16 protein-coding genes are annotated in these 23,267 nt (G+C 45.6%); 4 read left to right on the top strand and 12 right to left on the bottom strand.

Going from position 1 to position 23,267, the window contains the following annotated elements; translation table 11 throughout:
* Positions 1-130: 130 nt before the first annotated feature.
* Positions 131-1,069 (bottom strand): YwqG family protein, encoded by a 939-nt coding sequence (locus ACL9RM_RS18470; RefSeq protein WP_250267187.1) that lies wholly within the window; start codon positions 1,067-1,069, stop codon positions 131-133.
* Positions 1,070-1,266: 197 nt separating this feature from the next.
* The gene (locus tag ACL9RM_RS18465) at positions 1,267-2,160 is read right to left on the bottom strand and encodes an AraC family transcriptional regulator (protein WP_250267186.1); all 894 of its coding nucleotides are present in this window, start codon (positions 2,158-2,160) and stop codon (positions 1,267-1,269) included.
* Positions 2,161-2,290: 130 nt separating this feature from the next.
* Between ACL9RM_RS18465 and ACL9RM_RS18460 the strand changes: the two genes are divergently transcribed.
* Positions 2,291-4,549, top strand: coding sequence for a glycoside hydrolase family 127 protein (locus ACL9RM_RS18460; protein ID WP_250267185.1), 2,259 nt, complete (start codon positions 2,291-2,293; stop codon positions 4,547-4,549).
* 319 nt (positions 4,550-4,868) lie between these two features.
* Here ACL9RM_RS18460 and ACL9RM_RS18455 read toward each other — a convergent pair whose 3' ends face one another.
* Positions 4,869-6,017 carry an RDD family protein gene (locus tag ACL9RM_RS18455; RefSeq protein WP_250267184.1) on the bottom strand — a complete coding sequence of 383 codons (1,149 nt, stop codon included), beginning with the start codon at positions 6,015-6,017 and terminating at the stop codon, positions 4,869-4,871.
* Positions 5,995-6,867 (bottom strand): LysR family transcriptional regulator, encoded by an 873-nt coding sequence (locus ACL9RM_RS18450; RefSeq protein ID WP_250267183.1) that lies wholly within the window; start codon positions 6,865-6,867, stop codon positions 5,995-5,997. The genes ACL9RM_RS18455 and ACL9RM_RS18450 overlap by 23 nt, the downstream gene beginning before the upstream one ends.
* 135 nt (positions 6,868-7,002) lie before the next feature.
* Between ACL9RM_RS18450 and ACL9RM_RS18445 the strand changes: the two genes are divergently transcribed.
* Positions 7,003-7,992, top strand: a complete 990-nt coding sequence (locus tag ACL9RM_RS18445; RefSeq protein ID WP_250267182.1) for a zinc-binding dehydrogenase — start codon at positions 7,003-7,005, stop codon at positions 7,990-7,992.
* A gap of 88 nt (positions 7,993-8,080) precedes the next feature.
* On the opposite strand, the gene ACL9RM_RS18440 is transcribed toward ACL9RM_RS18445, so the two are convergent.
* The 3 genes from ACL9RM_RS18440 to ACL9RM_RS18430 form a co-directional block, all read right to left on the bottom strand.
* Entirely contained in the window at positions 8,081-9,472 is a 1,392-nt protein-coding gene (locus tag ACL9RM_RS18440) for an MATE family efflux transporter (protein ID WP_250267181.1), read from the bottom strand.
* A gap of 275 nt (positions 9,473-9,747) precedes the next feature.
* The gene (locus ACL9RM_RS18435) at positions 9,748-11,118 is read right to left on the bottom strand and encodes a glycoside-pentoside-hexuronide (GPH):cation symporter (protein ID WP_414126433.1); all 1,371 of its coding nucleotides are present in this window, start codon (positions 11,116-11,118) and stop codon (positions 9,748-9,750) included.
* A gap of 27 nt (positions 11,119-11,145) precedes the next feature.
* Positions 11,146-13,089 (bottom strand): glycoside hydrolase family 127 protein, encoded by a 1,944-nt coding sequence (locus ACL9RM_RS18430; protein WP_250267179.1) that lies wholly within the window; start codon positions 13,087-13,089, stop codon positions 11,146-11,148.
* A gap of 193 nt (positions 13,090-13,282) precedes the next feature.
* On the opposite strand from ACL9RM_RS18430, the gene ACL9RM_RS18425 reads away from it, so the two are divergent.
* Positions 13,283-14,158 carry a helix-turn-helix transcriptional regulator gene (locus ACL9RM_RS18425; RefSeq protein ID WP_061830230.1) on the top strand — a complete coding sequence of 292 codons (876 nt, stop codon included), beginning with the start codon at positions 13,283-13,285 and terminating at the stop codon, positions 14,156-14,158.
* A gap of 110 nt (positions 14,159-14,268) precedes the next feature.
* Positions 14,269-15,666 carry a phytase gene (locus ACL9RM_RS18420; protein ID WP_250267177.1) on the top strand — a complete coding sequence of 466 codons (1,398 nt, stop codon included), beginning with the start codon at positions 14,269-14,271 and terminating at the stop codon, positions 15,664-15,666.
* 102 nt (positions 15,667-15,768) lie between these two features.
* On the opposite strand, the gene ACL9RM_RS18415 is transcribed toward ACL9RM_RS18420, so the two are convergent.
* The 5 genes from ACL9RM_RS18415 to ACL9RM_RS18395 form a co-directional block, all read right to left on the bottom strand.
* Positions 15,769-19,518, bottom strand: coding sequence for an alpha-L-arabinofuranosidase C-terminal domain-containing protein (locus ACL9RM_RS18415; RefSeq protein WP_250267176.1), 3,750 nt, complete (start codon positions 19,516-19,518; stop codon positions 15,769-15,771).
* A 259-nt stretch (positions 19,519-19,777) separates the two neighbouring features.
* Entirely contained in the window at positions 19,778-20,770 is a 993-nt protein-coding gene (locus tag ACL9RM_RS18410) for an SPFH domain-containing protein (protein ID WP_250267175.1), read from the bottom strand.
* A 19-nt stretch (positions 20,771-20,789) separates the two neighbouring features.
* The gene (locus tag ACL9RM_RS18405; protein WP_235306924.1) at positions 20,790-21,584 is read right to left on the bottom strand and encodes a TPM domain-containing protein; all 795 of its coding nucleotides are present in this window, start codon (positions 21,582-21,584) and stop codon (positions 20,790-20,792) included.
* Positions 21,581-22,615 (bottom strand): TFIIB-type zinc ribbon-containing protein, encoded by a 1,035-nt coding sequence (locus ACL9RM_RS18400; protein WP_235306923.1) that lies wholly within the window; start codon positions 22,613-22,615, stop codon positions 21,581-21,583. The genes ACL9RM_RS18405 and ACL9RM_RS18400 overlap by 4 nt, the downstream gene beginning before the upstream one ends.
* Before the next feature lie 36 nt (positions 22,616-22,651).
* The gene (locus ACL9RM_RS18395) at positions 22,652-23,233 is read right to left on the bottom strand and encodes a PspA/IM30 family protein (protein ID WP_235306922.1); all 582 of its coding nucleotides are present in this window, start codon (positions 23,231-23,233) and stop codon (positions 22,652-22,654) included.
* Positions 23,234-23,267 lie beyond the last annotated feature (34 nt).

Raw genomic sequence — 23,267 nt, 5'->3', positions numbered from 1 at the left:
GATTCCCGACACTCGGGCAAAACAAACCTACTGTGCCACATGCTCAATTCACTGCTTTTATCAATCAAAAAACCACCCTGCTCTAACCCCCATCATTTGCCCTAAATCAGCATGAGTCTGCCGCACCGGGCTAGCTCGTAGCAAGATTGACATACGTTCGCGTGAAATCAAGGTTCTTCAAGTCCCTTTGATCTATAAAAAACTCCAAATACCCCGCGTCCCACCAGCACATGCCGACCTCGTCCAAAGAAGATACCGAGAGCAGAACATGCCAATTTTCCGAAGCCTGATCGTGCTTTTCCCGATTCGTCTGATATTCTTGCAGCTGAGGCAGCACTTCGGACCGTAAATGCTCCGCATAATCGGTATTTCCCCTATGCATAGCTTGCTCGACTTCCTTATGGATCTGACTCTCACTCTTATGCCAGTTAAACAGAAGACCTTCCAGCCCGTTTCGGCGTAGATAAGCATCCCGCCGGGTATTCCCGGCAAAAGATTGATGCTTCCCCCACACCGTGTCGCTATGTTCATATAGAAGCTCATAAAGCTCTTCGTACTGATCTACAAGAATATCTCCTAGCTCACCCTCCGATGGTAGCGTCAGGATCGGATGAAAAGAAATTGCATACGCGGTGAAACCCCGTTGCTCCGCCAACACCTCTACGCGCCCAGCGGGCGGTAATGTTTTCTGCAAAACGCTGCTGTCACCGTTATAGTAAAAGATTTTATGGTCAATATCATAGGCGGGTTCATCCAGCCCAAGAAAAAAGTAAAGTATGCCCTGATGAGGCAATCCCTCAAATGGTGAAAAAGGTAGCTCGCCCAAATTAATTTGAGCAATAAATGTATAATATTCCCCGTCTGAATTACAAGGCCAGTCTATTGTGGGTGGCAGATCTGGATAGCCGGCGATCCGACTATTTCCAACGTGCTCGTAGTTTTCCTCATGCTCCACATGAAATTGTATAGCAACTTGAGCTTCCTGATGAATCTCTTCTTTTAAATCTTCATCCAGTGAATGCCCTTCCAGTATTCGAGTCAGTTCATCCTTTAATGGTGGTTGTAGCATCTCGCTCGCCCCTTTTTCATGAAGTATTATGTATTGCTTGCTCTCATTTGATCTCTTATATCAGATTACCAAATTACAGTCTGACAAGCTATTTCTCTGGTGACAGGTTGGTCAGTCCTCGGTCAAATCATCGATCTTCGCTGCAAGTGAATGGTGGATACATCCAGCTCTGCATTTACGATCCAAGCGGAAATGCACTATACATTGTTCATAAATGTTTTGTGATAGGCATTCCGGTATTGGGAAGGAGTCATATGGGCTCTCTTTTTGAACAAACGCATAAAATACTTCTCATCGGTATAGCCTGCCTCTTCGGCAACCTGCTTAATGCTCATATCTGTACGGGAAATCAACTCTTTGGCTTTGTTGATACGAATACTGTGAATGAACTCCAAGGGACGCATACCTGTGTTTTGCTTGAACAAACGAGAGATATAATCCTTGTTATAATTGAATTTTCGTGCTAAATCCGTCACGGTCAGCGGTTCTTCAGCATGAATACGGGTCCACTCAATAATTTTGTTAAAACTCACATTTCCCTGTGAACTGACAGGATTGGAAAGCAAGCGGCTGAGCGCCAGTTCAGATATCTCGATCAGCAGCGAGGTGAACAAATAATTTGCGCTGTGATACGTAAGATAATGTGAGTTGGCTACATGCAAAATCTGATTGACGATAATATGAATCCGATCTCCGTTGTCTGCCTGTACACATTGCGGTAAATAGATATCACGCATCACACCATGTCGCTGCAAAAGCCCATCCAAAGCACTTGTTTCCTGCTTCATTTCCTCATTAGATAATACATTCGGGGTCGTGGGAACATCGAAATGGAACCAATAAAATTTCACGCCCGGCAACGATTCCCGGTATCCTTTATGCGTACGACCGGGGTACAGCAATAGAATATCTCCCTCGCCTACTTCAAAATCTTCCTGTTCCTCCCGTATATATACCGTCTCTTGGACACCCAGGATCAGCTCAAAATTCTCAATGGAACGACTCATATGCTTCCAAGGTACCTCGTTAACAAACTCGCCTGCCGAGATCAGTTGGATCGGAGCATCTACATTTACTTTTAGATAGGTCATGTTATCGCCTCTTTAAATTCAGGTTCGGATTTGTCCACCCATTGTATGGTTAAGCTACTGACATACCGCGATTGCAATGCTAATGTAGTGGAGAAATATACACTTTCATCTTAGCTAAGGAGCGATGATTTTGAAAGCTAAAGCTTTTGACTTGCATAAAGTAAGAATTGATTCCGGCCCACTTTTACATGCGATGGAACTGAATACGGCCTACCTGCTGAGTTTGGAACCCGACCGTTTATTATCGCGCTTTCGTGAATATGCGGGACTGAAGCCCAAAGCGGCTCACTATGAAGGCTGGGAAGCGCGTGGCATCAGCGGACATACACTCGGTCACTACCTGTCCGGCTGTGCGCTGATGTTTGCCTCCACAGGCGACGAAAGACTGTTGGAACGCGTGAACTATGTAGTCGACGAACTGGAAATATGCCAAAACAGTCATGGAAACGGATACATTTCCGGCATTCCACGCGGAAAAGAGATTTTTGAGGAAGTAAAAGCTGGAGATATCCGCTCCCAGGGCTTTGATTTGAACGGCGGTTGGGTGCCACTATATACCATGCACAAACTTTTTGCGGGCTTGCGTGATGCCCATCTGCTGGCGCATCATCCCAAGGCCCTGTCTATAGAAATCAAACTCGGCAACTGGCTGGAGGATGTACTTCAAGGGCTGGACGATGATCAGGTGCAGCAGGTGCTGCACTGTGAGTTTGGCGGTATGAACGAGGTGCTAACGGATCTGGCGGAACATTCGGGAGAAGAACGCTTTCTGAGCCTGGCGGAACGCTTTTATCACGGAGAGGTGCTCAATGATCTCACGGATAGCCAAGATACGTTGGCAGGGCGACATGCCAATACGCAAATCCCCAAAATCATTGGCGCTGCACGGCAATTTGAAATGACGGGCAAACCGCAATATGCGGACCTGTCTCGCTTTTTCTGGGATCGGGTTGTTCACAAGCATTCCTACGTGATCGGCGGCAATAGTTATAATGAACATTTTGGTGAACCCGGGAAGCTGAATGACCGTTTGGGCGAAGGTACCTGTGAAACCTGCAACACCTACAATATGCTGAAATTAACAAGACATATGTTCGAGTGGGATGCCTATGCAGCCTATGCCGACTACTATGAACGAGCGATGTTCAATCATATCCTGGCTTCACAGCAGCCTGTAGATGGACGTGTGTGCTATTTTGTATCGCTGGAAATGGGAGGACACAAGTCCTTTAATTCTCAATATGAGGATTTTACATGCTGTGTCGGGTCCGGTATGGAAAGTCACTCCATGTACGGCACTGCGATTTATTTTCACACGCCAGAAACGATCTATGTCAATCAATATGTCCCTTCTACCGTGACATGGAACGAGATGGGCGTACAGCTCAAACAAGACACTCTCTTTCCGCAAAATGGACGGGGAACGCTGCGTGTCATCAGCAAGGAGCCCAAATCCTTCGCGATCAAGCTAAGATGCCCGCATTGGGCGGAGCAAGGGATGATGATTAAAATCAACGGGGAAGAGTACGTCACAGAGGCCTGTCCTACCAGCTACGTCGTAATTGAACGGGAATGGAACGATGGGGATACGATCGAGTACGATATTCCTATGACCGTGAGAGTCGAGGAAATGCCTGATAATCCGTGCCGAATTGCTTTTATGTACGGCCCGCTTGTGCTGGCTGGAGACCTTGGCCCTGTTGAACAGGAGTCCACCGAGGAACGTCTGCTTGCGTCTGTTCTGATCGGATCGGCCGATTCCCTGACAACGAAGCTGATTGCTGACGGGAACGAGCCTAATACGTTCCATATGACCGACTTAGGCTATATCGGAGACTTGAAGCTTCATCCGTTTTATCAGATGTATGATCGTTCATATACCGTCTATTGGGATCTCTTTTCCCAGGAGGAATGGGTAGCAACAGAGGCAGAATATCGTACCGCGTTAGCGTATCAGCTAGAGCTGGAACGACTTACAGTGGACGTTGTGCAGCCTGCCGAAATGCAACCTGAACGGGATCATGCCTTTACTGGTGAGCATGTAGGTCTGGGGTCCATCTATAACCGCAAATATCGCGATACCTGGCCAGGGGGCTGGTTCTCTTTTGTCATGGAGGTGCTTCCGGATGAGCCTGTCCAATTGGCGGTCACTTATTTGAAGGACTTGAGCCGTCCCCATAGTGACTTTGACATTACTGCGGATGGTCAGATTTTAGGGGAAGGCAAGCTGGAGTCCGAGGAAATGAATAAATTCGAAACGTTCGCCTATGAGCTCCCTCTATCTGTGACAAACCACAAGAATGAAGTGACGATTCAATTCAAAGCCCATCCACAAGGTAAGGTGGCGAAAGTGGCCGGATTGCGAATAATCAGACATTCTATTGTATGATCAAATTATCTATATAAATCTACTATAGCGCCACTCACGCAGTCGGATGGGGCTTCCCATCGCCACCCCCCGGATTTCTGGAATAAAACCCTTCATCGGTGGAAATCCGGGGGTGGTGATGCTTCCGAAGCGAGCTTTCCTACGGAAAGATTTGAAAGCGACCGCTTCGCTTGTACAGCACCATTCCGCCTACTCCGTTTTAATTGTTCATTTTTTAAAGGAAGCTTATAAAACAACAAGCAGACGCTCCTATAAGCTGTCTGCTTGTTCCACTTACTTCCTTATAACTTCGATTCATTGTTATTGCTACATATTCACTTCACAGCATGTTCATTTCGCGGAAACTGTCTCTAATCTTGCGCAGCTCTTGCTGTGCCCTGCTGTATCGCGAGGCGTAGGTCCAAGCAAGCACTTGATGATAATGCGAAGGTGTTTCAATCGTGGTCACGTTATACATGGCCAGATTCCCATCTATTTCTCCTTTTAGGGTAAACTCAATGGCAGGATATCCGTTCACCACCATATCTGAAGCGGTCCCCAATTCAGGGTCCGTAATTCCTGACACCAAATGATCCTCAATGATTCCTTTATATTCTTGAAGAGTCATACTGCTGTCAAAATCGCTTTTCGGTTCAGACAATACAATCAGATATCTTTCGGTAAATTCATTTTTAATGGAGATGTCCGCATCCTCATTAATCATATTATCTCGTGACCAATTCCAGGGAGCCGTAACCGCAAACTGGCTATCCTTACTGGTAAATACCTCAGGCTTCATGATTTGCGTAATGAGCGTAGAAATTAAAGATACAGCAAAGACAATTGAAATGATCGTCGTCAGGATGATTGCTCCTGCAATAATCCCGGTTTTCTTTCTGCCCACCTTTCCCAAATCCCTTACCTTAACCACATATGTATTCGCAGCCATATCTCCAATCCGTTGTTTCCGAGGTGTCACCAGCACACATATACCGGCGGGCAGTCCCATGAAAAGCAGCGGATTCGTATCCACCAGATGTATGAGAGTGCGGATCAAGGATTTAACCATGCCTGGCGGCCTTCCTTCTCCATTCACAACCTGAATACGAAGTACAAACTTGCCCAGCGTATAGCCTGTAAGTCCTTCCAGTAACAGATAATAGCAGAAGGAGCCGATCAGGAGGAGCATCACTACCATACCCATATTTGGGGTTTCCGCTTCAGCTACTTTTTCCGCTGTAAAATATACCAGCCCTCCGTACCCAAAAACGATAAGAATGAAGTCAATCATCCAAGCCGCCCATCTTCTGAAAAAAATAGAGGCACCGTATGTTTCTGATAATACTGCCATCTTATCCGGTTCTCGTCGCTGATAGCCGCCATTCTTCACAAATTCTCCTGGAGCTACTGTAGATGGATTTTTCAATAAATTAGGTTCTTCCAAATGATACACCCCTGATGTCAATTTAATCCCAGTTAAGTATAACATCCTTTTTCATCCAGCGGAGCAAGCCTGACAGTGCACTGGAGTAAACCGAATCCCGCCGATAAACAAACCACACCTCTAATTTGCGATATTTTTCAGGTAAACGATGCGAAGCAATACTTCCCGCCTCCTCTGCCTTTGCAATCGACGATTGTGGCAACATGGACACCCCCAGACCAGAGGCTACGCCACCCAAAATGACTTCCAACGTTCCGAACTCCATAACCTGATATGCATCCACACCCGCTTCGCTCAGAAAGCTTTCCGCTCTTGTACGATGCGTGCACCCTACGTCGAAAAACAGCATAGGCTTGGCAAGCAGCTCGTCCATGTCCTTTTTCCCTGGTTCCGAGATGAGCACCAATTCCTCTTCAAAAGCTGCAACATGCTCTATATGCGGATCATCGACGGGGCCATAGACGAACGCTCCATCTAATTCGTAATTCAATACCTTTTGTACGAGATCATGGGTGCTGCCTGTCATAAGCGATAGATGGACATCAGGATATTGAGCGTGATACTCCGTCAATAAAGAAGTCAGATGCGTAACCGCCGCCGTCTCAATCGATCCCAGTCGCAAAGGTCCCGCAGGATGGTCTGAATATTGAGTGGACTTTACAGCCTCGTCGAGCAAGGTCAGTATGGTATCCGTGTATTTCAGCAGGTTCTCTCCTGCCGGCGTTAACGTCATTCCCCGATTAGATCGACGAAATAGCGGTACGTTCAGTTGTGCCTCAAGCTGCTGAATCCGCGAGGTCACATTGGACTGTACATAATTCAAAACTTGCGCAGCCTTCGTGATACTGCCCTCGCGAGCGACAGCCTGAAAAATTTTCAAATCACTGCTTTCCATGTATACGTCACCTGCTTGGTATGATCATTTATGATACTCACATTCGATTTTGTTCATTTTACCGGACGCTTGCCGCTCTGTACAATTCAATATACATGCAATTGCATCTAAATTCGAACCACGGGAGGTTTTAAAATGAAAGCCGTAATTCATGCCAGCAAAAACGGCCTTGAGGGTCTGATGTATACAGACGTTACGGACAGACAGCCGGGGCACAACGAAGTGAGGGTAAGACTTAAAGCTGCAGGCTTAAACCATCGGGATCTGTTCCTCATGGCGGATCGAACAGCCAACGATGCTCCACTCATTCTGGGGTCGGATGGAGCAGGTGTGATCGAGGCTGTGGGTGATGGTGTCCCAACCTCGCTAGTAGGTACTGATCTAATTATCAATCCATGTATCGGATGGGAGAATACGCATCATGTTCCCTTGGTTCCAGCCATTCTGGGCGGACCTTCAGACGGAACATTCGCTGAATCGGTTATCATCCCCGTCCAAAATGCGATCAGCAAGCCAGCATACCTTTCATGGGAAGAAGCAGGGGTGCTGCCTTTGTCTGCTTTGACCGCTTACCGCGCGCTCTTCACAAGAGGCCAATTACAGCAGGGTGAGCACGTCCTTATTCCCGGTATTGGCGGTGGTGTAGCCACGTATGCCATGCTTATGGCTTTAGCAGCAGGCGCGCGGGTCACCGTCACGTCACGCAGCGAAGCAAAAAGGCAGGCTGCCCTCGCTCATGGCGCTAATCATGCATTCGACAGCCATAGCGAATGGAAAGAAAGTATGAACGGAGACACCGTGGATCTGGTCCTTGACAGTATCGGTCCTGCTACGTTCGATAAATATTTGGATATCCTCAAGCCGAACGGTCGGATTGTTACATTTGGTGCAAGCTCAGGAGATCGAGTAGAGATTCCGTTGCGGTCTATATTTTTCCCTCAAATCAGCATCATCGGCACCTCTATGGGCAGTGGAGAGGAATTCGCAGCTATGCTTCAGTTCATGGAGCGCCATGCACTCCATCCGATTATAGATAGCATATTTTCTTTACAAGACACAGCACAAGCCTTCCACCGTATGCAGCAGGGAGCGCAGTTAGGCAATATAGGGATCAGGATAGGGTAAGAGATCTGAACGAAGTATAGGAATAGAAAAAAATCCACTACCGTAAAATGCCTTCTCCCAGAAGTCAATTTTATGGTAGTGGACCTATTCAGTCGATTAAACGATGCTGGACCCATTTGTTGCCGCGGAAGCGCCAAAGGAAAACGAGTCCCCGCACGCCCCATTCAAAATCCATGGCCAGCCAGACACCAACAATCCCCAGGTTGAACACAATGCCCAAAATATACCCGAGCACCACCCGGCACAACCACATGGACAGCATTGAGGTGAGGGACGTAAATTTTGAATCACCTGCTGCCCTAAGCGCAGAGGGTGTAATAAAGGCAATGGACCAGAGCGGAATCTGGGCCAACGTATTAATCAGTATGACAACAAATATGTCATCTACAATTTCAGCAGGCGGATGAAACAGCCCCACCATCGGCTCAAACAAAGGCATCAGTATGAGCCCCATTACAATAAACGAAAAAGACGACAGCCAAATAAACGATTTGGTAAACTTCCGGGCATCCTCGACATTTCGACGTCCCATACATTGACCGACCACGGTTACAATCGTAAGAGCCAAAGCATTCGCAGGGATTTGGAACACGTTAGCTAGGGATGAGCAAATGGCATTCGTCGCCAATGCATTGGTCCCCAGACTCACAATGAAAATTTGGGTCAAAATTTTGCCCCCATTGAAAAACATCTGTTCCGCTGCAAAGGGAAGCCCGATAAACAGAATCTTTTTAAGCATAGCCAGATTAAAATAAAGCATATCTCTAAGCTGAACACGCAAGTCGTCATCTACTCTGACCAAATAGATCAATGCGCACACTGCCCCTGCATATCTGGACACATTGACGGCAATCGTCATGCCCAGCACACCCATATCTAATACATTAATGAATACCACATTGAGGAGCACGTACGAGAGGTTCATGATGAGCGAAAGAGCCAGCGATGCCCTCGTCTTCCCGATCCCTCTCAGCGCTCCACACACCGCCTCAACGATTGCAATCCCCACAAAAGACATACAGCTTCCCAGCAGATATACCTTACCGTTGGCTAATACATCAGGCGAGGCGGAACCAAACAGAACACTTAAAATCGGATTGTACAACACGATCATAAACAAACTGATACATAAGGCCAGCAAGGAAACGGAGGAAATGGTGCCGGATGCGGCTTTAGAGACCATGAGGTCGTTACCGCTCCCCTTATACTGTGCCACGACAACCGTTCCCCCGGTAGACACTGCAACAAACACATTAATCAGAAAAATATTCAAAGAATCGATCATATTTACAGCACTGACTGCCGCCATTCCCGACGAGCTAATCATTGCCGTGTTCACCAAATTAAGACCCACGATAAAAGCCTGATCAATCAAAAGCGGGATAAACAGCGCAATAATCTGTCGATAGTCAATAGACTCTCCTGAAAAATGCTTATTCAGAAAGCCATGTGTTCTCATCCTTACACTCAGTTGACTCATATCATCACATTCTTTTTCTCAAATTGAAAAAAACCCTTCAACAGAAGAGCCTTCATGGCGAAAAAATGTATAAAGTTGCAAGGCTAGATGTGTCTAGTTCTTGATTCTGTACACTTTTCTCTACATAGAAGTATTACTCCAAAAGAAAATCCTGTCAATGGTCTTGCTCACATTTGAATATAAAATAACAGAAAAACCTGCTCAGCTCAGTGAACAGGTTTTGGAGCAGCATTATAATGTTTTAATATGTCATGAAAACATTGTTAAGAGAATGTCTATGATCTTCTCGCAATTAAATCTTGTTGAATAGAAGCTTCATTCTTTTCGAATTTTTTATAAAAAAACATAGGAATGATTCCGATCAAGAAGACGATAAATGGCAGCCAGATAAAGCTGAACTGAATGCCAGACAACGCCGTAGGAGTTTGAACTTGCCCAGCGATATAACCGGTGCTGCCCATGATCCATGCTGGCAATAATCCGCCGATTCCGCTACCCGCTTTAATACAGAATGCGCTTCCAATCGAGGTCAGGAAACCACTTGCCCGAATACCATTTTTCCATTCCCCATAATCGACTGTATCTGACAACATCGCAAACGGCATAGAACATGCAAAGCCTGATCCTAACGCACCAATAATCCAGCCGATAATAATGAGGGTTAAGTCTGTACTGCCCATTAAAATCACGACTTGCCCCAGCGCAGCTAATATCAATCCGATAATCATAATCGCATTTTTACTTAATTTTCTGGCGAAAAACGGAATCAGAACCATCGAGATCAACTGCAAGGAGGTAAGTCCATTGATTAAAGGCACTAAGTCCTTACTGTCCAGATTGTATTGCAGATAAAAGATTAGCGTTGCTGAACGAATATTCAAGCCGATCCAGTAACACAAGTTGGCAGCTACAACGAGCATCCAGGGCCAGTTTCGTTTGATGGCTGTAAAGCTTTTAGCAATGGGAACAGATTTCGTTTTCACTGCTGCATTTTCTCGCAAATCGGCAAACGCTATGAAAAACATAATAATCGCCATGATTCCAAATAAAACGAGCGTTAAGGAAAATCCTTTTTGATCATTCCCCTGTCCAAAGAAAGCGACCAAAGGTAATGTAAACGTCGTGGCAATGAAGAAACCTACGTTCCCCCCGACCATACGGAAGGAGTTTAAGACTACGCGTTCGTTAGAATTGGTGCTCAGATTAGGCAGAATAGACGTAATCGGCGTACTGATCCCTGTGTACAGGATGCCGGCTATAATATACGTAATGGCGGCATATGCAATTTTGCCTGACTCACTCCAATTGGGTGTCGTAAACGTAAGGACCATAAACACAGCGAACGGGATCGCTAACCATAGAAAATAGGGTCTGCTCTGGCCGTATTTTGACTTGGTTCGGTCAATCAGGATGCCCCAAATTGGGGCATCAATGGCATCGATAAAACGGGTGATAAATAGTAATGTCCCGGCAATCCCGATAGAAAGTCCGAATACATCTGTATAAAAATATAATAGATAACTGGAAATAACACAGTATAGTAGATTGCCTGCTGTATCCGTTAATGAATAGCTGATTTTACGATGAAAAGGAACGGTACTGGCTGCCTTTTCCGATGGTTCCGTACTCACAATTCTCGTACTCATGATCTTTCCTCTCCCCATGCGAATGAATTATGATTCATAAACCCATACACGCATTTCCCCTTTGGCCCGATTGCACCAGGCATAGTAAGGTATCGCGGTAATTTGTTGAGGAACAAATTCAGGAGGCTCCGAGCTATATAATGCATTCGAATTTTTTACCCGGTATCCCTCTATGGTCAGCTTTACAATGCCACCCAACAGGTTTTCGCTGAACTCTTCCGTAATGAGGCTATCCTTTGTCAATCTTAATCCTGCCAAATTCGCTCCATTATCCACTTCTTCCAGGCAAAACACGACTGGTCCGCGTTGGAGAGCAATTTGCTGCTGGTTCATGGAGACCAGCGGATTGCTCCGAATGCGCTCAACCTGCATAGCCAAATGCAGAGTTACCACATCTCCGTCCTTCCAAGTACGCTGAATCTCGATATAGCCTTTTTCCAGACGGTCTAATGATATGGTTTCTCCATTCACCTTCACCTCTGCCTGCTTGCACCACCCAGGAATCCGTAGTGCCCATTTGAAGGAAGTCGGCTCTGTTACGTGGATCGAAAATGTTAGATCCGCGTCCCATGGATAATGATGAGTTTGTGTAATTTCAACCTCATGACCAGATAAAGTCATGTTCACCTTGCTGGCAATGTACAGATGCGTATACAACGTATCGTCCGTTTGGGTATACATATTGTCCTCAACTGATGCAATCATTCGTGCCAAATTGGGCGGACAGCAGGCGCAGAAAAACCATTTTTGCCGTTCTGTTTTTACATGCTCCTGATCTTTTCTGGATTTTTGAAAAGGGTTAACCTCTAGCGGATTCACGTAGAAAAACCGTTTCCCGTCCAGGTCCATCCCACTAATCGTCCCGTTGTATAGCGCACGCTCCAGAACATCGGCGTATTTCCGGTCTGGCGCTAAACGCAGCATACGATTGGCCCAAAAGGCCAGCCCTACAGAGGCGCAAGTCTCACAGTACATGCTGTCATTGGGAAGATCGTGATGGCAAGTGAATGCTTCCGCGTTTACAGTAGAACCGATCCCTGCGGTGATGTACATTTTGTGATTCGTTACATCATCCCACAGCGTTTCACAGGCTTGTAACAGGGAAGCATCCCCTGTTTTCGCGGCCAAGTCCGCCATCGCAATATACAGATACACCGCTCTTACCGCATGGCCGACTGCCTCTTTTTGTTCCCGCACAGGTTGGTGTGCTTGCTGGTATTCGAAGCCTAAGCCAAAATTAATATTGTTATCATCATTCCAGGTGGGCTCTGTTTGAATATGTTTTCTCTGTTCTTGTTCCTCTGCAAAGTAAATAGGATGCTGTCCCCGCTGTTCAATAAAATATTGCGCTAATTTGAGATATTGATCCTTTGCAGTTACGTCGTATAATTTGATCAAGGCCAACTCAATTTCTTCATGTCCCGGATAGCCTTTCCGTTTACCTTCTTCCGTACCAAAAACCTGCTGAATCAGGTCTACGTATTTCTCCATAATGTGAAGAAACTTCGTTTTGCCCGTCGTTTCATAATAAGCAACAGCCGCTTCTATAAAATGCCCTGCACAATACAGCTCATGATTGTCTCTTAAGTTGGTCCAGCGATTGTTGGGTTCCTTAAGCAGATAGTACGTATTTAGATACCCATCCTCAGCTTGAGCTCTTCCCAACAATTCAATCACTTCATCAGCCCGTTCTTCAAGCGCAGGATTCGGATGATCCCTTAAGCTAAAGGCAACCGTCTCCAACCATTTGGCAAGGTCACTGTCCTGGAAAACGGTTCCATAATACTCCCCACTGGATTCCCCGGCTGCAATTCTAAAGTTTTCAATCGCATGACTGGGTTCTGTATCTGGTAATTCATCATTTAATGCTTTCCACTGATAAGGAATAACCTCTTCCGCCACAACTTGCTTATACTTTTTCCAAAATAAATCATCAACGATGACATGCTTAACTGGCTTTGCCGTTTTCATTGGATAAACATCCCTTCCTGGAAATAGAACGCTTTCATTTTTGAGAAAATAAGGATAAAGTAATGATAATATCGTACAAGCTAACCTGAGCTCCCCTTGCTACAGTCCTTATTTTATCAACCTGAATTTATAAAAAAAATCGCGATCTTTAACTAAAACTTATACGATTTCACACACAAAGGAGCTGGCTTCCATGAGCAAAACAGACTTTCTATCATTCCTTGTTCCTCCGCTGCCTTATTTCATTGAGGGGAATTTTACTACATATCAAAAAGGGGATTGGCACCCGAATAGGTATAATCTGGGTTATTTTGACGTAATAATCATTAAAGAAGGATTGCTGCACATTGGCGAAGAGGACGAAGTGTGGAAGGTAACTAAAAATTACGCTCTCATTCTTGAACCGGATAAACATCATTTTCCCATTGAGGCATGTACAGAACAAACCTCCTTTTACTGGTTCCATTTTCAAACCAATAGCATGTGGTGCGCACAATCCTCGCCCAATCCTATTATACCCAGCACCCCCATTCCCGAGCTGCACTTTCATTCAGAACATACGACCATTCATTTGCCCAAAATTCAAAAAGTGGTGAATCCACATGAGCTATTTTCGAAATTAGACTATTTACTAGCCTCTACTTTAAAACCTAGAAAACTGGCACTATGGGAGGCCCAACAGACGTTTGCGAGTGTTTTCCAGAGTTTGGAGTATGATCAGAATAATAAAGACAGCTCCTCTAAGTTGGCGGAACAAATCGAAATATACCTAAAACAGAATTACAAAAATACAATCACCAATAAAGATTTGGAGACCCATTTTCACGTACATCAGAACTATCTCGCCAGATGCATGAAGGTCGCTTTCCAGCGCACACCGCTTGAGTATTTAATGGATTATCGCCTGGATCAAGGACGCAGTCTTTTGCTGCAAACTGACTGGTCTGTCCAACAAATTACGGAGGAAACGGGATTCTCCCAAGCAAGCTATTTCTCCAAATGCTTTAAAGAAAAATTCGGAATGTCTCCAAAGAATTACAGACAACAATACTGGAAACCAGTCCATTGAATGCTTACACCTCCTTTACATTCTCTTTACATTTTCATTGTATCCTTTTGATATTCTCGCTTTATACTGAGTCGGTTATATCATTTTTACTTCAGAAAAGGGGCATACATATGAAGTCAACTAAACTAGCATTATTAGCCATGTTAACGGGGATTCTGGTATCACCAGAACTGACCCATGCGGCAGACATTCAGCCATCCGGGTATGCACCACTACGAACACAGGCAGATAAAATGGGGGCGACAATTACATGGGACAGTGATGACCAGTCTGTTTTGGTCAAATTGAAAAATGGCATTGTCGGGACCTTTACAGTGGGTGAGAAGCAATATCGTTTAGCTGGACTAAGCGGAAAAGCGGACCGGGAAATTAAAATAGTGAATGGAAATGTATATCTTCCTACAAAACTTCTTACAGCGCTTGAAGCAGAGAACAGCAAATATGCAGATCCTAAGGACGCAGTTCCCACCTATAAAGTAATCCCCTCTGCCGAAACAGAAGCTGTGGAAGATGGAGAAGACGCAGCCGACGACCCTGCAATCTGGCTCAACCCGGTCGATCCGGAGAAAAGTAGAATTTTAGCAACCAATAAAGGCGGCGGGATTTTAGTCTATGATCTGGAAGGTAAGCAACTGCAAAACATGAAGGTCGGAAAAATGAATAACGTGGATCTTCGTTACGGTTTCACATTGGGCGGCAAAAAAATTGATATCGCAGGGGCAACCAATCGAACCAACAACACGATCGATATCTTTTCCATTGACGGTGCATCAGGAAAGCTGACCAACGTGGTTGGCAAACCTATTAAAGCATCTATGAAAGAAGTGTACGGATTCAGCTTATACCATAGCCTCAAGACAGATAAATTTTACGCGCTCGTGTTGGGCAAAGAGGGTGAATTTGAGCAATATGAGCTGACTGACGACGGAAGCGGCAAAATTGCAGGTAAGCTTGTCCGCCAGTTCAAGCTGAATACGCAATCCGAAGGCATGGTTGCTGATGATGAATATGGTACGATCTACATCGCTGAAGAGGATTACGCTATTTGGAAGTATAGTGCCGAGCCAGACGGTTCAACCGAGCCGCTGCGACGTGTGGATATTGCAGATGGGCGCAGACTTCACGATGACATAGAGGGACTTACATTGTATTACGGTAAAGATGGCAAAGGGTACCTCATGGCCTCCAGCCAAGGAAACAGCAGCTATGCGATCTATGAACGACAAGGAGACAATGCATATATAAGCAACTTCACGATTAGCGCGAGCCCTACCGTTGATGGTACGTCTGTCACAGACGGTATTGATGTTCTTGGCTACGGATTAGGCAAAAATTTCCCGCATGGTATCTTCGTTGCACAAGATGACGAAAATCTCCAAAATGGAAAAAAGTTGAATCAGAACTTTAAAATGGTGCCCTGGGAGCGAATCGCTACGGGAGCCCCTACCCCGCTAACGATAGACGATGGCATCAACCCGCGTGAATTGGTAAACAGAAGCACACAGTAATGCCCTTCGGGGAAATCAACTCAACATTCCGACTCTATTGATAGAAAAAAAGAGGTGTTCCAAAAGCCATAAACCGGCTACTTGGGACACCCCTTTTTGTTTTTAAGCGAGAAAAGGTTTAAGATCCAGCACCAGCACATTTACCGAGTTGGCCGGTAAGTCTAAGAGGACAGAATCTGTATGAAGCGTGATCTGCTGTTCGGTAGGCATTACCTTCTCATCATTCTTCTTGTTCACGTTAGGTACATGAACAAGCGAGGAATCGCCAGTTAGTGTAACCAGCTTAGCGATGGACTCAACACTCAAATCTTGTAGATTCAGCTGTATTACCTTATCCACGTTGTCGGCATTCACCAGCTTCACGTATACATGCTCAGCATCTTGGGTTACCGAGTTGAACACGTCTCTGTTGTAAGCCTCCAGCTTGTAGTCCAGCACCTTGCTGGTTGTCTCGCCGTCGGTGTATGAGCAAATCAGATTACTACCCGTTTCACCGCCGTAGTTCACTGTTATGGTGTAGTCCGTGTTGTCAGCCAACTCTTCATAGCTAGCTGCTCTCAAGTTACCTGCCGCTGTACTGGAAGAGTAGTCACCCAAGGTATAGCCTTCTATGCCTTGCTTGTAAACCTTCATGCCGGTAGCCTTGCCGCCATAGCCGATCGCGTATTCAACGACGTCCTTTTTCTCCGCAGAAATATCGGTGAGACCCGCACCCACATAAAAGCCGTCCGTGCCGGAAATGCGGGAAGCGACCACCTCTACCTTGTAATTGCTCCAGCTGTCGTTCAAGATGTACAGACCATTCAGACCGCTATCCTGAGCTTTGAGGACAAGCCCCTTGCCTTCCTCCACCGTAGAGCCCACGGAACCGGGAATGACCTGCCAGGCCGAATTCAATTCCTGGGTAAAGTCTTGATCCAGCAGCACACTACCGTCATGGTTGGAAGTAACAGTCACACGCTTAATCATAACCTCGGCATTGCCTGTCGCGATTTCAATTCCACCCTGAGGAATGAGATCCGTTGGCTTGCCGTTTTTGTAAGTAGAGAAAGAAGTGCTCAATACTTTATTCCCCAAATATTTAGCATACATTTGCTGTACATAGTAGTTCGGCGTAAACCACACCGTTTCGTCATCGAACCAGATGCAGTCTGGCGTCCATCTGTAGGTTCCATCTGTCAGCACCTTGTTAAACAGCGGTGCATAGGCAGCCAACCGAACGACATCGGCATTATTTTCGAAGCCCGTCATAACCGCTGCCTCTGCTACAGCGCCTGCCAATGTATTTTTATCCGTTGAGGCGTACTCCCCGACAAAAACCTTTGATGTTGCTTTCCAATTTATACTGCCGTCCGCATTATAAGCTCTGTAGTAGTAGTTATAGCGGTCCACGTTATTCAGCAGGTACTCGTTAGAACGATAATAGTGCTCATCTGCAATGGTGTCCATGTAGTCCTTTTGCTTCTCATACCAGGTTACCGTTTCTTCCGTCACCTGGTTACCATCTGCAAAAGCAACCTTAGCCGAACCGGTCAAATTACCGCTTAAGAACTTCCAGCCCTGCTGATATGCATCGTCGTCTGCTTGAGCGCCAACCGTGGAGATGATGTGTAGCTCATAACCCGGATAGTTTTTCTTCATGTACTCATCAATCGATGTCTTGAACACTTCAAAGTTGGCAAAAAACTCTGTACCCCAGTTCTCGTTACCTACACCCAAATAACGCAGATCGAACGGAGCTTCATGGCCCATTTTTTTTCGCATAGCAGCCCATTCATTATGTTCAAAATCCACACTAATCGCAAAGTCGATCAGATCCGTAAAGTTCTTAATATAGTATTCTCTCAATGCGCCTCCAGCGGGATGAGCATAATCCGAGCGGGCTTGGCAGAGCACGCCGCAGGCCATAACCGGAAGCGGAGCTGCATTCAGGTCTTCTGCCAACTGGAAATATTCCATATAACCGAGGCCCATGGTCATCATATAGCCCCATACATTAAAGTTTTCCTTGCGCAGCTCGATATCCCCAATCGATTCCTTCCAATCGTATACGTTTTCCCATATAAATGAACCCTCGGAAATACAACCACCTGGAAACCGCAAAAACTTCGGATGCATGCCAACCAGTGCGTTCACCAAATCTTTTCTCAGTCGGTAGTTAGGATTACCCTGGAAGTTAGCATGTGCCGATGGGGATTGCTCTTCCTCTCCTGCGCCCCATACATCTTGTGGGAATAAAGAAACCATATCAACCGAAATGTCCCCTTCAAATGTAAGCGCCAGCTGCCCGAGAACCGTAGCTGAGCCTGTCAGCACAAGCTTGGAATCGATGCCGTACTTCTTCCACGTGTTGCCGCCCTCCACCTGTATCGTAACCGAATCACTAATAGCCTTTTCATTTGAGTCTTGCAGTTGCAGTGTGATTGTGCCCGCTGAATCGGCCTTCGCCCAGATGGTAAACTCATATTTGGCACCCTCTTGGATGGACATGGCACAATTCTGGTTAGAATCCGAAAAGCCCTTGTTCCGAATCGTTGCACCATCCGCTACCGTCACATAATAAGAGTTCACTTCTTTGTCTTTTGCGCCTAAAAACTCATTTAATCCACCGCTATGTTGTGGAGTCATCTTATCCGTATCACCAGACCAAGCGAACAACGGGTTGCGGTTCCGTCCGGTAGAGCAGCCGCATTCACCGGAAGCATGGGAATACGTATCGAACTCGAAAGATTCGAAGGATCGATTCTGAATGAGTTCTGCATAAATCCCGCCATCTGCTGCGTTATTGATATCTTCATAGAACAAGCCGTACATCACTTCGCTGACATCCACTACTTCCTTATTTCCATGAATGGTCAGCGTGTACGGAGGTAGCTGTTCAGGAAGAACGGATACCTCAAAGCTCTCTTCAATCTTACTTAAGCCCTTCGTCAATAGAGCCGTGACGGTAACCCCTTGTGCGGAGGTAATCGCCTGAATCTGGCCATTGTCAGAGAGTATACTAGGCTGGCTGGATTTCCAGGTTACTTCTACTCTTCCGCCCATCAGAACCGTTGGCAGAGTTATGTCCTTGGTTACAATCGTCGTCGGAAAGGACAAATATTTATCTCTGGCAAGCTTCACGATCTCTTCATCTGTCAACGAATCGCACATGACCTCAATGACTTCATCCGCCGTCAGGCCTGCTTTATAAATTCGAAAGTCTGAAACGGAGCCGGCAAAGTCTACATCCGCCGCATGCTGGGAGCGACCGATAAAATTGTTGCTGTAGTTAGACGAGTCTGTAAACGTTTCGAACCATTTACGCAGCTTGGCATAGTTGCCGCTGGAAGTTTGACTAATGGAACCGTCCGCTACCACCTCACCATTGACATATACCACCGGACCCGCACTGCTTAATGTGCCGCCTTCTGTACCGATTACGGACAAGGCTATATGCATCCACTCATCCCTGACAAAGCCCCTTCCCGGGTCTACGGACAAATCTACCTCGGTGAAAAGAGTTCCGCGCAGATTCCGTGTCATGAACATATAGGGCCCTGTATGGGCTTTACCAAAGTCAAAAACACGTTCCCACATATCTGTGAATCTGCCGAAGTTGACCCAAGCAGTAACCGTCACACCGGTGTTATCGCTTACATCTTTGAATAGATCGGAAGGAAGCTGGATATACGATGTACCGTTGGGGCCTCCCTCAAGCGTCAAAGCTGCTCTACCGGTAGCATGGGAAATCGTAGGTGTTACTGTGCCTGAAGCAACCCCATCGTTACCTTGCCCTGAGCTATCTTTGCCGACGTTCTCTGCATCATCAAACTTGTAACGTGCAATGATTTGATCTTGGAATTTGGTCATCTTCGTTGCTCCTATACCTATAGTTTATTAATGTAATGACTAATTAGTTAATATAAATACATACTATATAGTTATAGTACCTTATCCTGAGTACCTTTTTCAATCCAATAAATCGGATTTATGAAGAAAATACTTGAACAAACTACATAAAAAAGCAGCCATCACAGAAGATACTCTGCGATAACTGCCTTTTGGCTTGCAGGATTGCTTGACCCAGTCGGAACTTTTCCGAAATAAAGAAGCTTGGTCGTAGCTATGGTTATCCGTTCAATTTTTGTCCACAATTCGGACAGAAATTAGCTCCTTCGTTTTTTGTACCGCAATTCGGACAAAAATTGGGCTTATTACCGTCTCCAGATGGAGAGGGGGCAGCAGGTGTAGGCTGAGTCTCAACCGAAGGCTTTGGGTTCGGGTTCAAATTTTTCATCATTTCATTTGCTATATTCATCCCCATCATCATACTCGCCATATCTGAGGCAGCACCACCGCCTTTTACATTACCCGATGCAATCCCGTCCGTCATCGTCACTTGCTGGTACTTTTGCAGATTACCGATCATTTCATGAGAAGCTGTCTTCGTGATCATATCTTGGATTTCTTGAGGATAATTGAAGCTCATCACATGAAAGCCAGTAATCGTCATACCATTGTCCATCACTTGCATATCCAGATCTTCTTGAATACCATTTGAAATGTCAGAGGCATTCGCCTGCAGATTAAACATGTCCTTTCCTTCTCTGCTGATCCACTTCATTAATAACTGATCCAATACTGAAGTAATGCGTATTTTCACATCCTCAACGAGATAACTGTCCTTCACTCCAGCAATTTTATCGATGAGCGTAACATAATCGTTCACTTTAAAATTAAATGTGCCATTGGCACGGATCGGCATACCGCCTGGCAGCTGGGGAGTCGGGATCAGCACTGGATTCTGCGTCCCCCATTTGACAGTAAACTCCTTCGTATTAACGAATAAGACCTCTACCCTCATGCCACTGTTAAAACCAAATTTAAACCCTTTTAAGGTGGACAGAAATGGAATAATGTCAGAGTCCATGTTATACGACCCTTCATTCTCAAAAATACCCTCTATTTTGCCGTTATTTACAAAAATCGCGTCTTGACCGGAGCGGATAATTAACTTACTTCCTTTTTTAATTTCACGATTACTCCACTTCCAGAAAATCATATCATCTCTAAATTCTTCCCATTCTACTACATTTGCAAATTGGTTTCTGAAGAATCCCATACTGTATCCATCCTTTCAGTTAAAATGATCCTCTGCTGCCGCTATGCGAATGACCGCCGCTGGTGGTTCCGCCTCCTCCGCCTGATGAACTGCTGCTACTGCTCTTTTCAATCTTCCGCTTCGTTGTCGTTGTGTGAGTGTACAGATCTTGATGTGCCAGAACCCCTGACGTGCTTGCATCCTCATAGGTCTGCCGATTTACCGTAACCCGACCGCCAGAATTGGAAACCATCTTACCCACGATCAACGCCGCCAATCCCAGCGCTACCGCCAAATGAAGCCATCCTTTAAAAAATATACTGTCTGGATTCACCCCTGGACGGATGGCCAAATATTTGTGCGCACTCAGAATATACTTTTGAAATGCCAGCCCATAGTTGCCGTTCGTCAGATCCGGGCTAATCTCATGGCGTATTTTAGTAAGCCTGTCATCATCCAGATACCGTTCTGCCTTATAAAATCCGGCCAAGTACACCTCTCTATTTCTCATATCCATCGTTAAAATGACCGCGTTCCCATGAGATCTGTCATACCCAGGGCCATGGTCATCATAAAAGTCCTGCGTCATTTTCATAACATCCATATTGTCGGGATTGAGAGTAGTATAAATAATAATGTCCGTTTCTCTTTTCGCTCCGTATTGATTAGCCATAGTGTTCAACACATCATACTCTTCCTGATTGAGCAGACCCGCTTCATCATAAATCAATGGCTTCATTTCTGTCGTTGCTGGTTCGCCCTTCATTTCCATCGGAACTGCCAGAAAAACAGCAAAGAACAACAAGACGGCTATAATGGCTCTATGCTTTTTCAATAGAATTCCCCTCCCATCATCAGCCAAGTGATTAATCTTAATGAGAAGAGAGTAATGCCGAAAATGCCTGCAAACCAAGCTGTTACTTTGAACTTGCTGATCGGAGGCTTACCGACTACCTTGCCCGTCTGTCCGTTCATAGCAAACGTATGCTCCAATTGATTGTAGTCATAGTGTATGACCCATACCGGGAGTAGAACATAATCCGCTTGTTTTAATGTAGTATCAATTTGCTTTTCCGTATAACTCACGGACGTATACTCCGACACCGTAGAATGAATATAAGCATCAATATATTCCTTCACTTTCTCTTTAACTCGCGGGAAGAGCTCTTCTTCGTTATAACTGTACTTCTCCGCAATATAACCTGCTAGATATGGCGTTTTAAAGGGTTTTAGCTGATCGTATGGAAAAGGCTCCAATTTATCCATCAGCTCGTCGTTCATTTTCTCCGCAGCATCAATCGGAACCTTTACATAATTCAAACGGATTTTCCGATATACATCAAAATGCTTCGTTTCCGTATATTCGTAGTCTCCGCTCGTATAGGTTCTCACTTGGGTACCTTCACCTTGAACCTCAATTTTATTATGTAATTCATATAACCAGAAGGGCACATACATCCCGGTTATTCCCTTGATTCGGTCTGCTATCATGAACCGATTCGGCGTCAGACGGCCATTCTTACACCATTTTTTGAAAGCATCTATGGCCTCCTCCTTACTGATCGAAAAAGGAATAACCTGCGCCGGAGCCAGCTTCCCGGTCAGTCGGTCTCCAAGAACCACGGCAGAACCACAAAAGCTGCACACCGTTGCACTCGTCTCCACTTCGGTCATAATCACTGCTCCGCAGTTATTACAATGATACTCATGGGCCTCATCTTCTGAAAAAATACGATTTATCAGAGGATCAGGAATAGATTCGATATTGTCCTCTCTTCCGCAACTATGACAGGATAACATCCCTGTCTCACCGTCAAAGACCATGCCGCTGCCGCAGTTGGGGCATTTGTATTCGATAACCGGCATCTGCTCACCTCTTCATGTAGATACTGTTATGATTCCTTATAAAGAATCCAGGTCGTCCTTCGTTCCTGCCCGAAGCTCGGCTATAGCCATCGCTTCATCATACGCTCTGTTCACCTGCTCTTCCATGACCTCAAAAGCAGAATTCTTGCTGCCCATAGAGTTCAAGGCTTGCTGTGCTTTGGCAACCGCCATCTTCCCTTTAAGTTCAGCGTGCCGCGCTTCTAGTTGCTCCATATCGGACACCAACTTCTCCTGCATTTGTTTCATATTTACGGCGTTTGTCGAAGCTAAATCATAGGATGTTTGTAATTGTTCCAATTTCTCCGCCTGCAAACCTTTTCTCTCCAGAAACTTTCGAGCTTCCTCTTCATTACCAGCTTCCACAGACTTACTGGCATAATGCTGGAGCTTTTTGATCTCGGCTTTGCATTCATCCAGTGCTCTTTTCGTCCTTCTCTCATCAGCCAACACTGAAGCCGTCTCCGCTTTCACCTTGCCTAGATCACTGTTCAAATTCCGCATATAATCGTCAATGGTTTTCTCCGAATCTCCCACCTTATCCATTAAGGCGTTAACATTCATTTTCATAATATCCCTAAACCTTGACAAAATCCCCATGATGACCTCCTTCGAAAGGACTACATTCAACCAT

The sequence above is a fragment of the Paenibacillus sp. S29 genome (assembly GCF_049319765.1).
Taxonomy (GTDB): Bacteria; Bacillota; Bacilli; order Paenibacillales; family Paenibacillaceae; genus Paenibacillus; species Paenibacillus polymyxa_B.
This window is presented reverse-complemented; position numbering and strand designations above follow the sequence as displayed.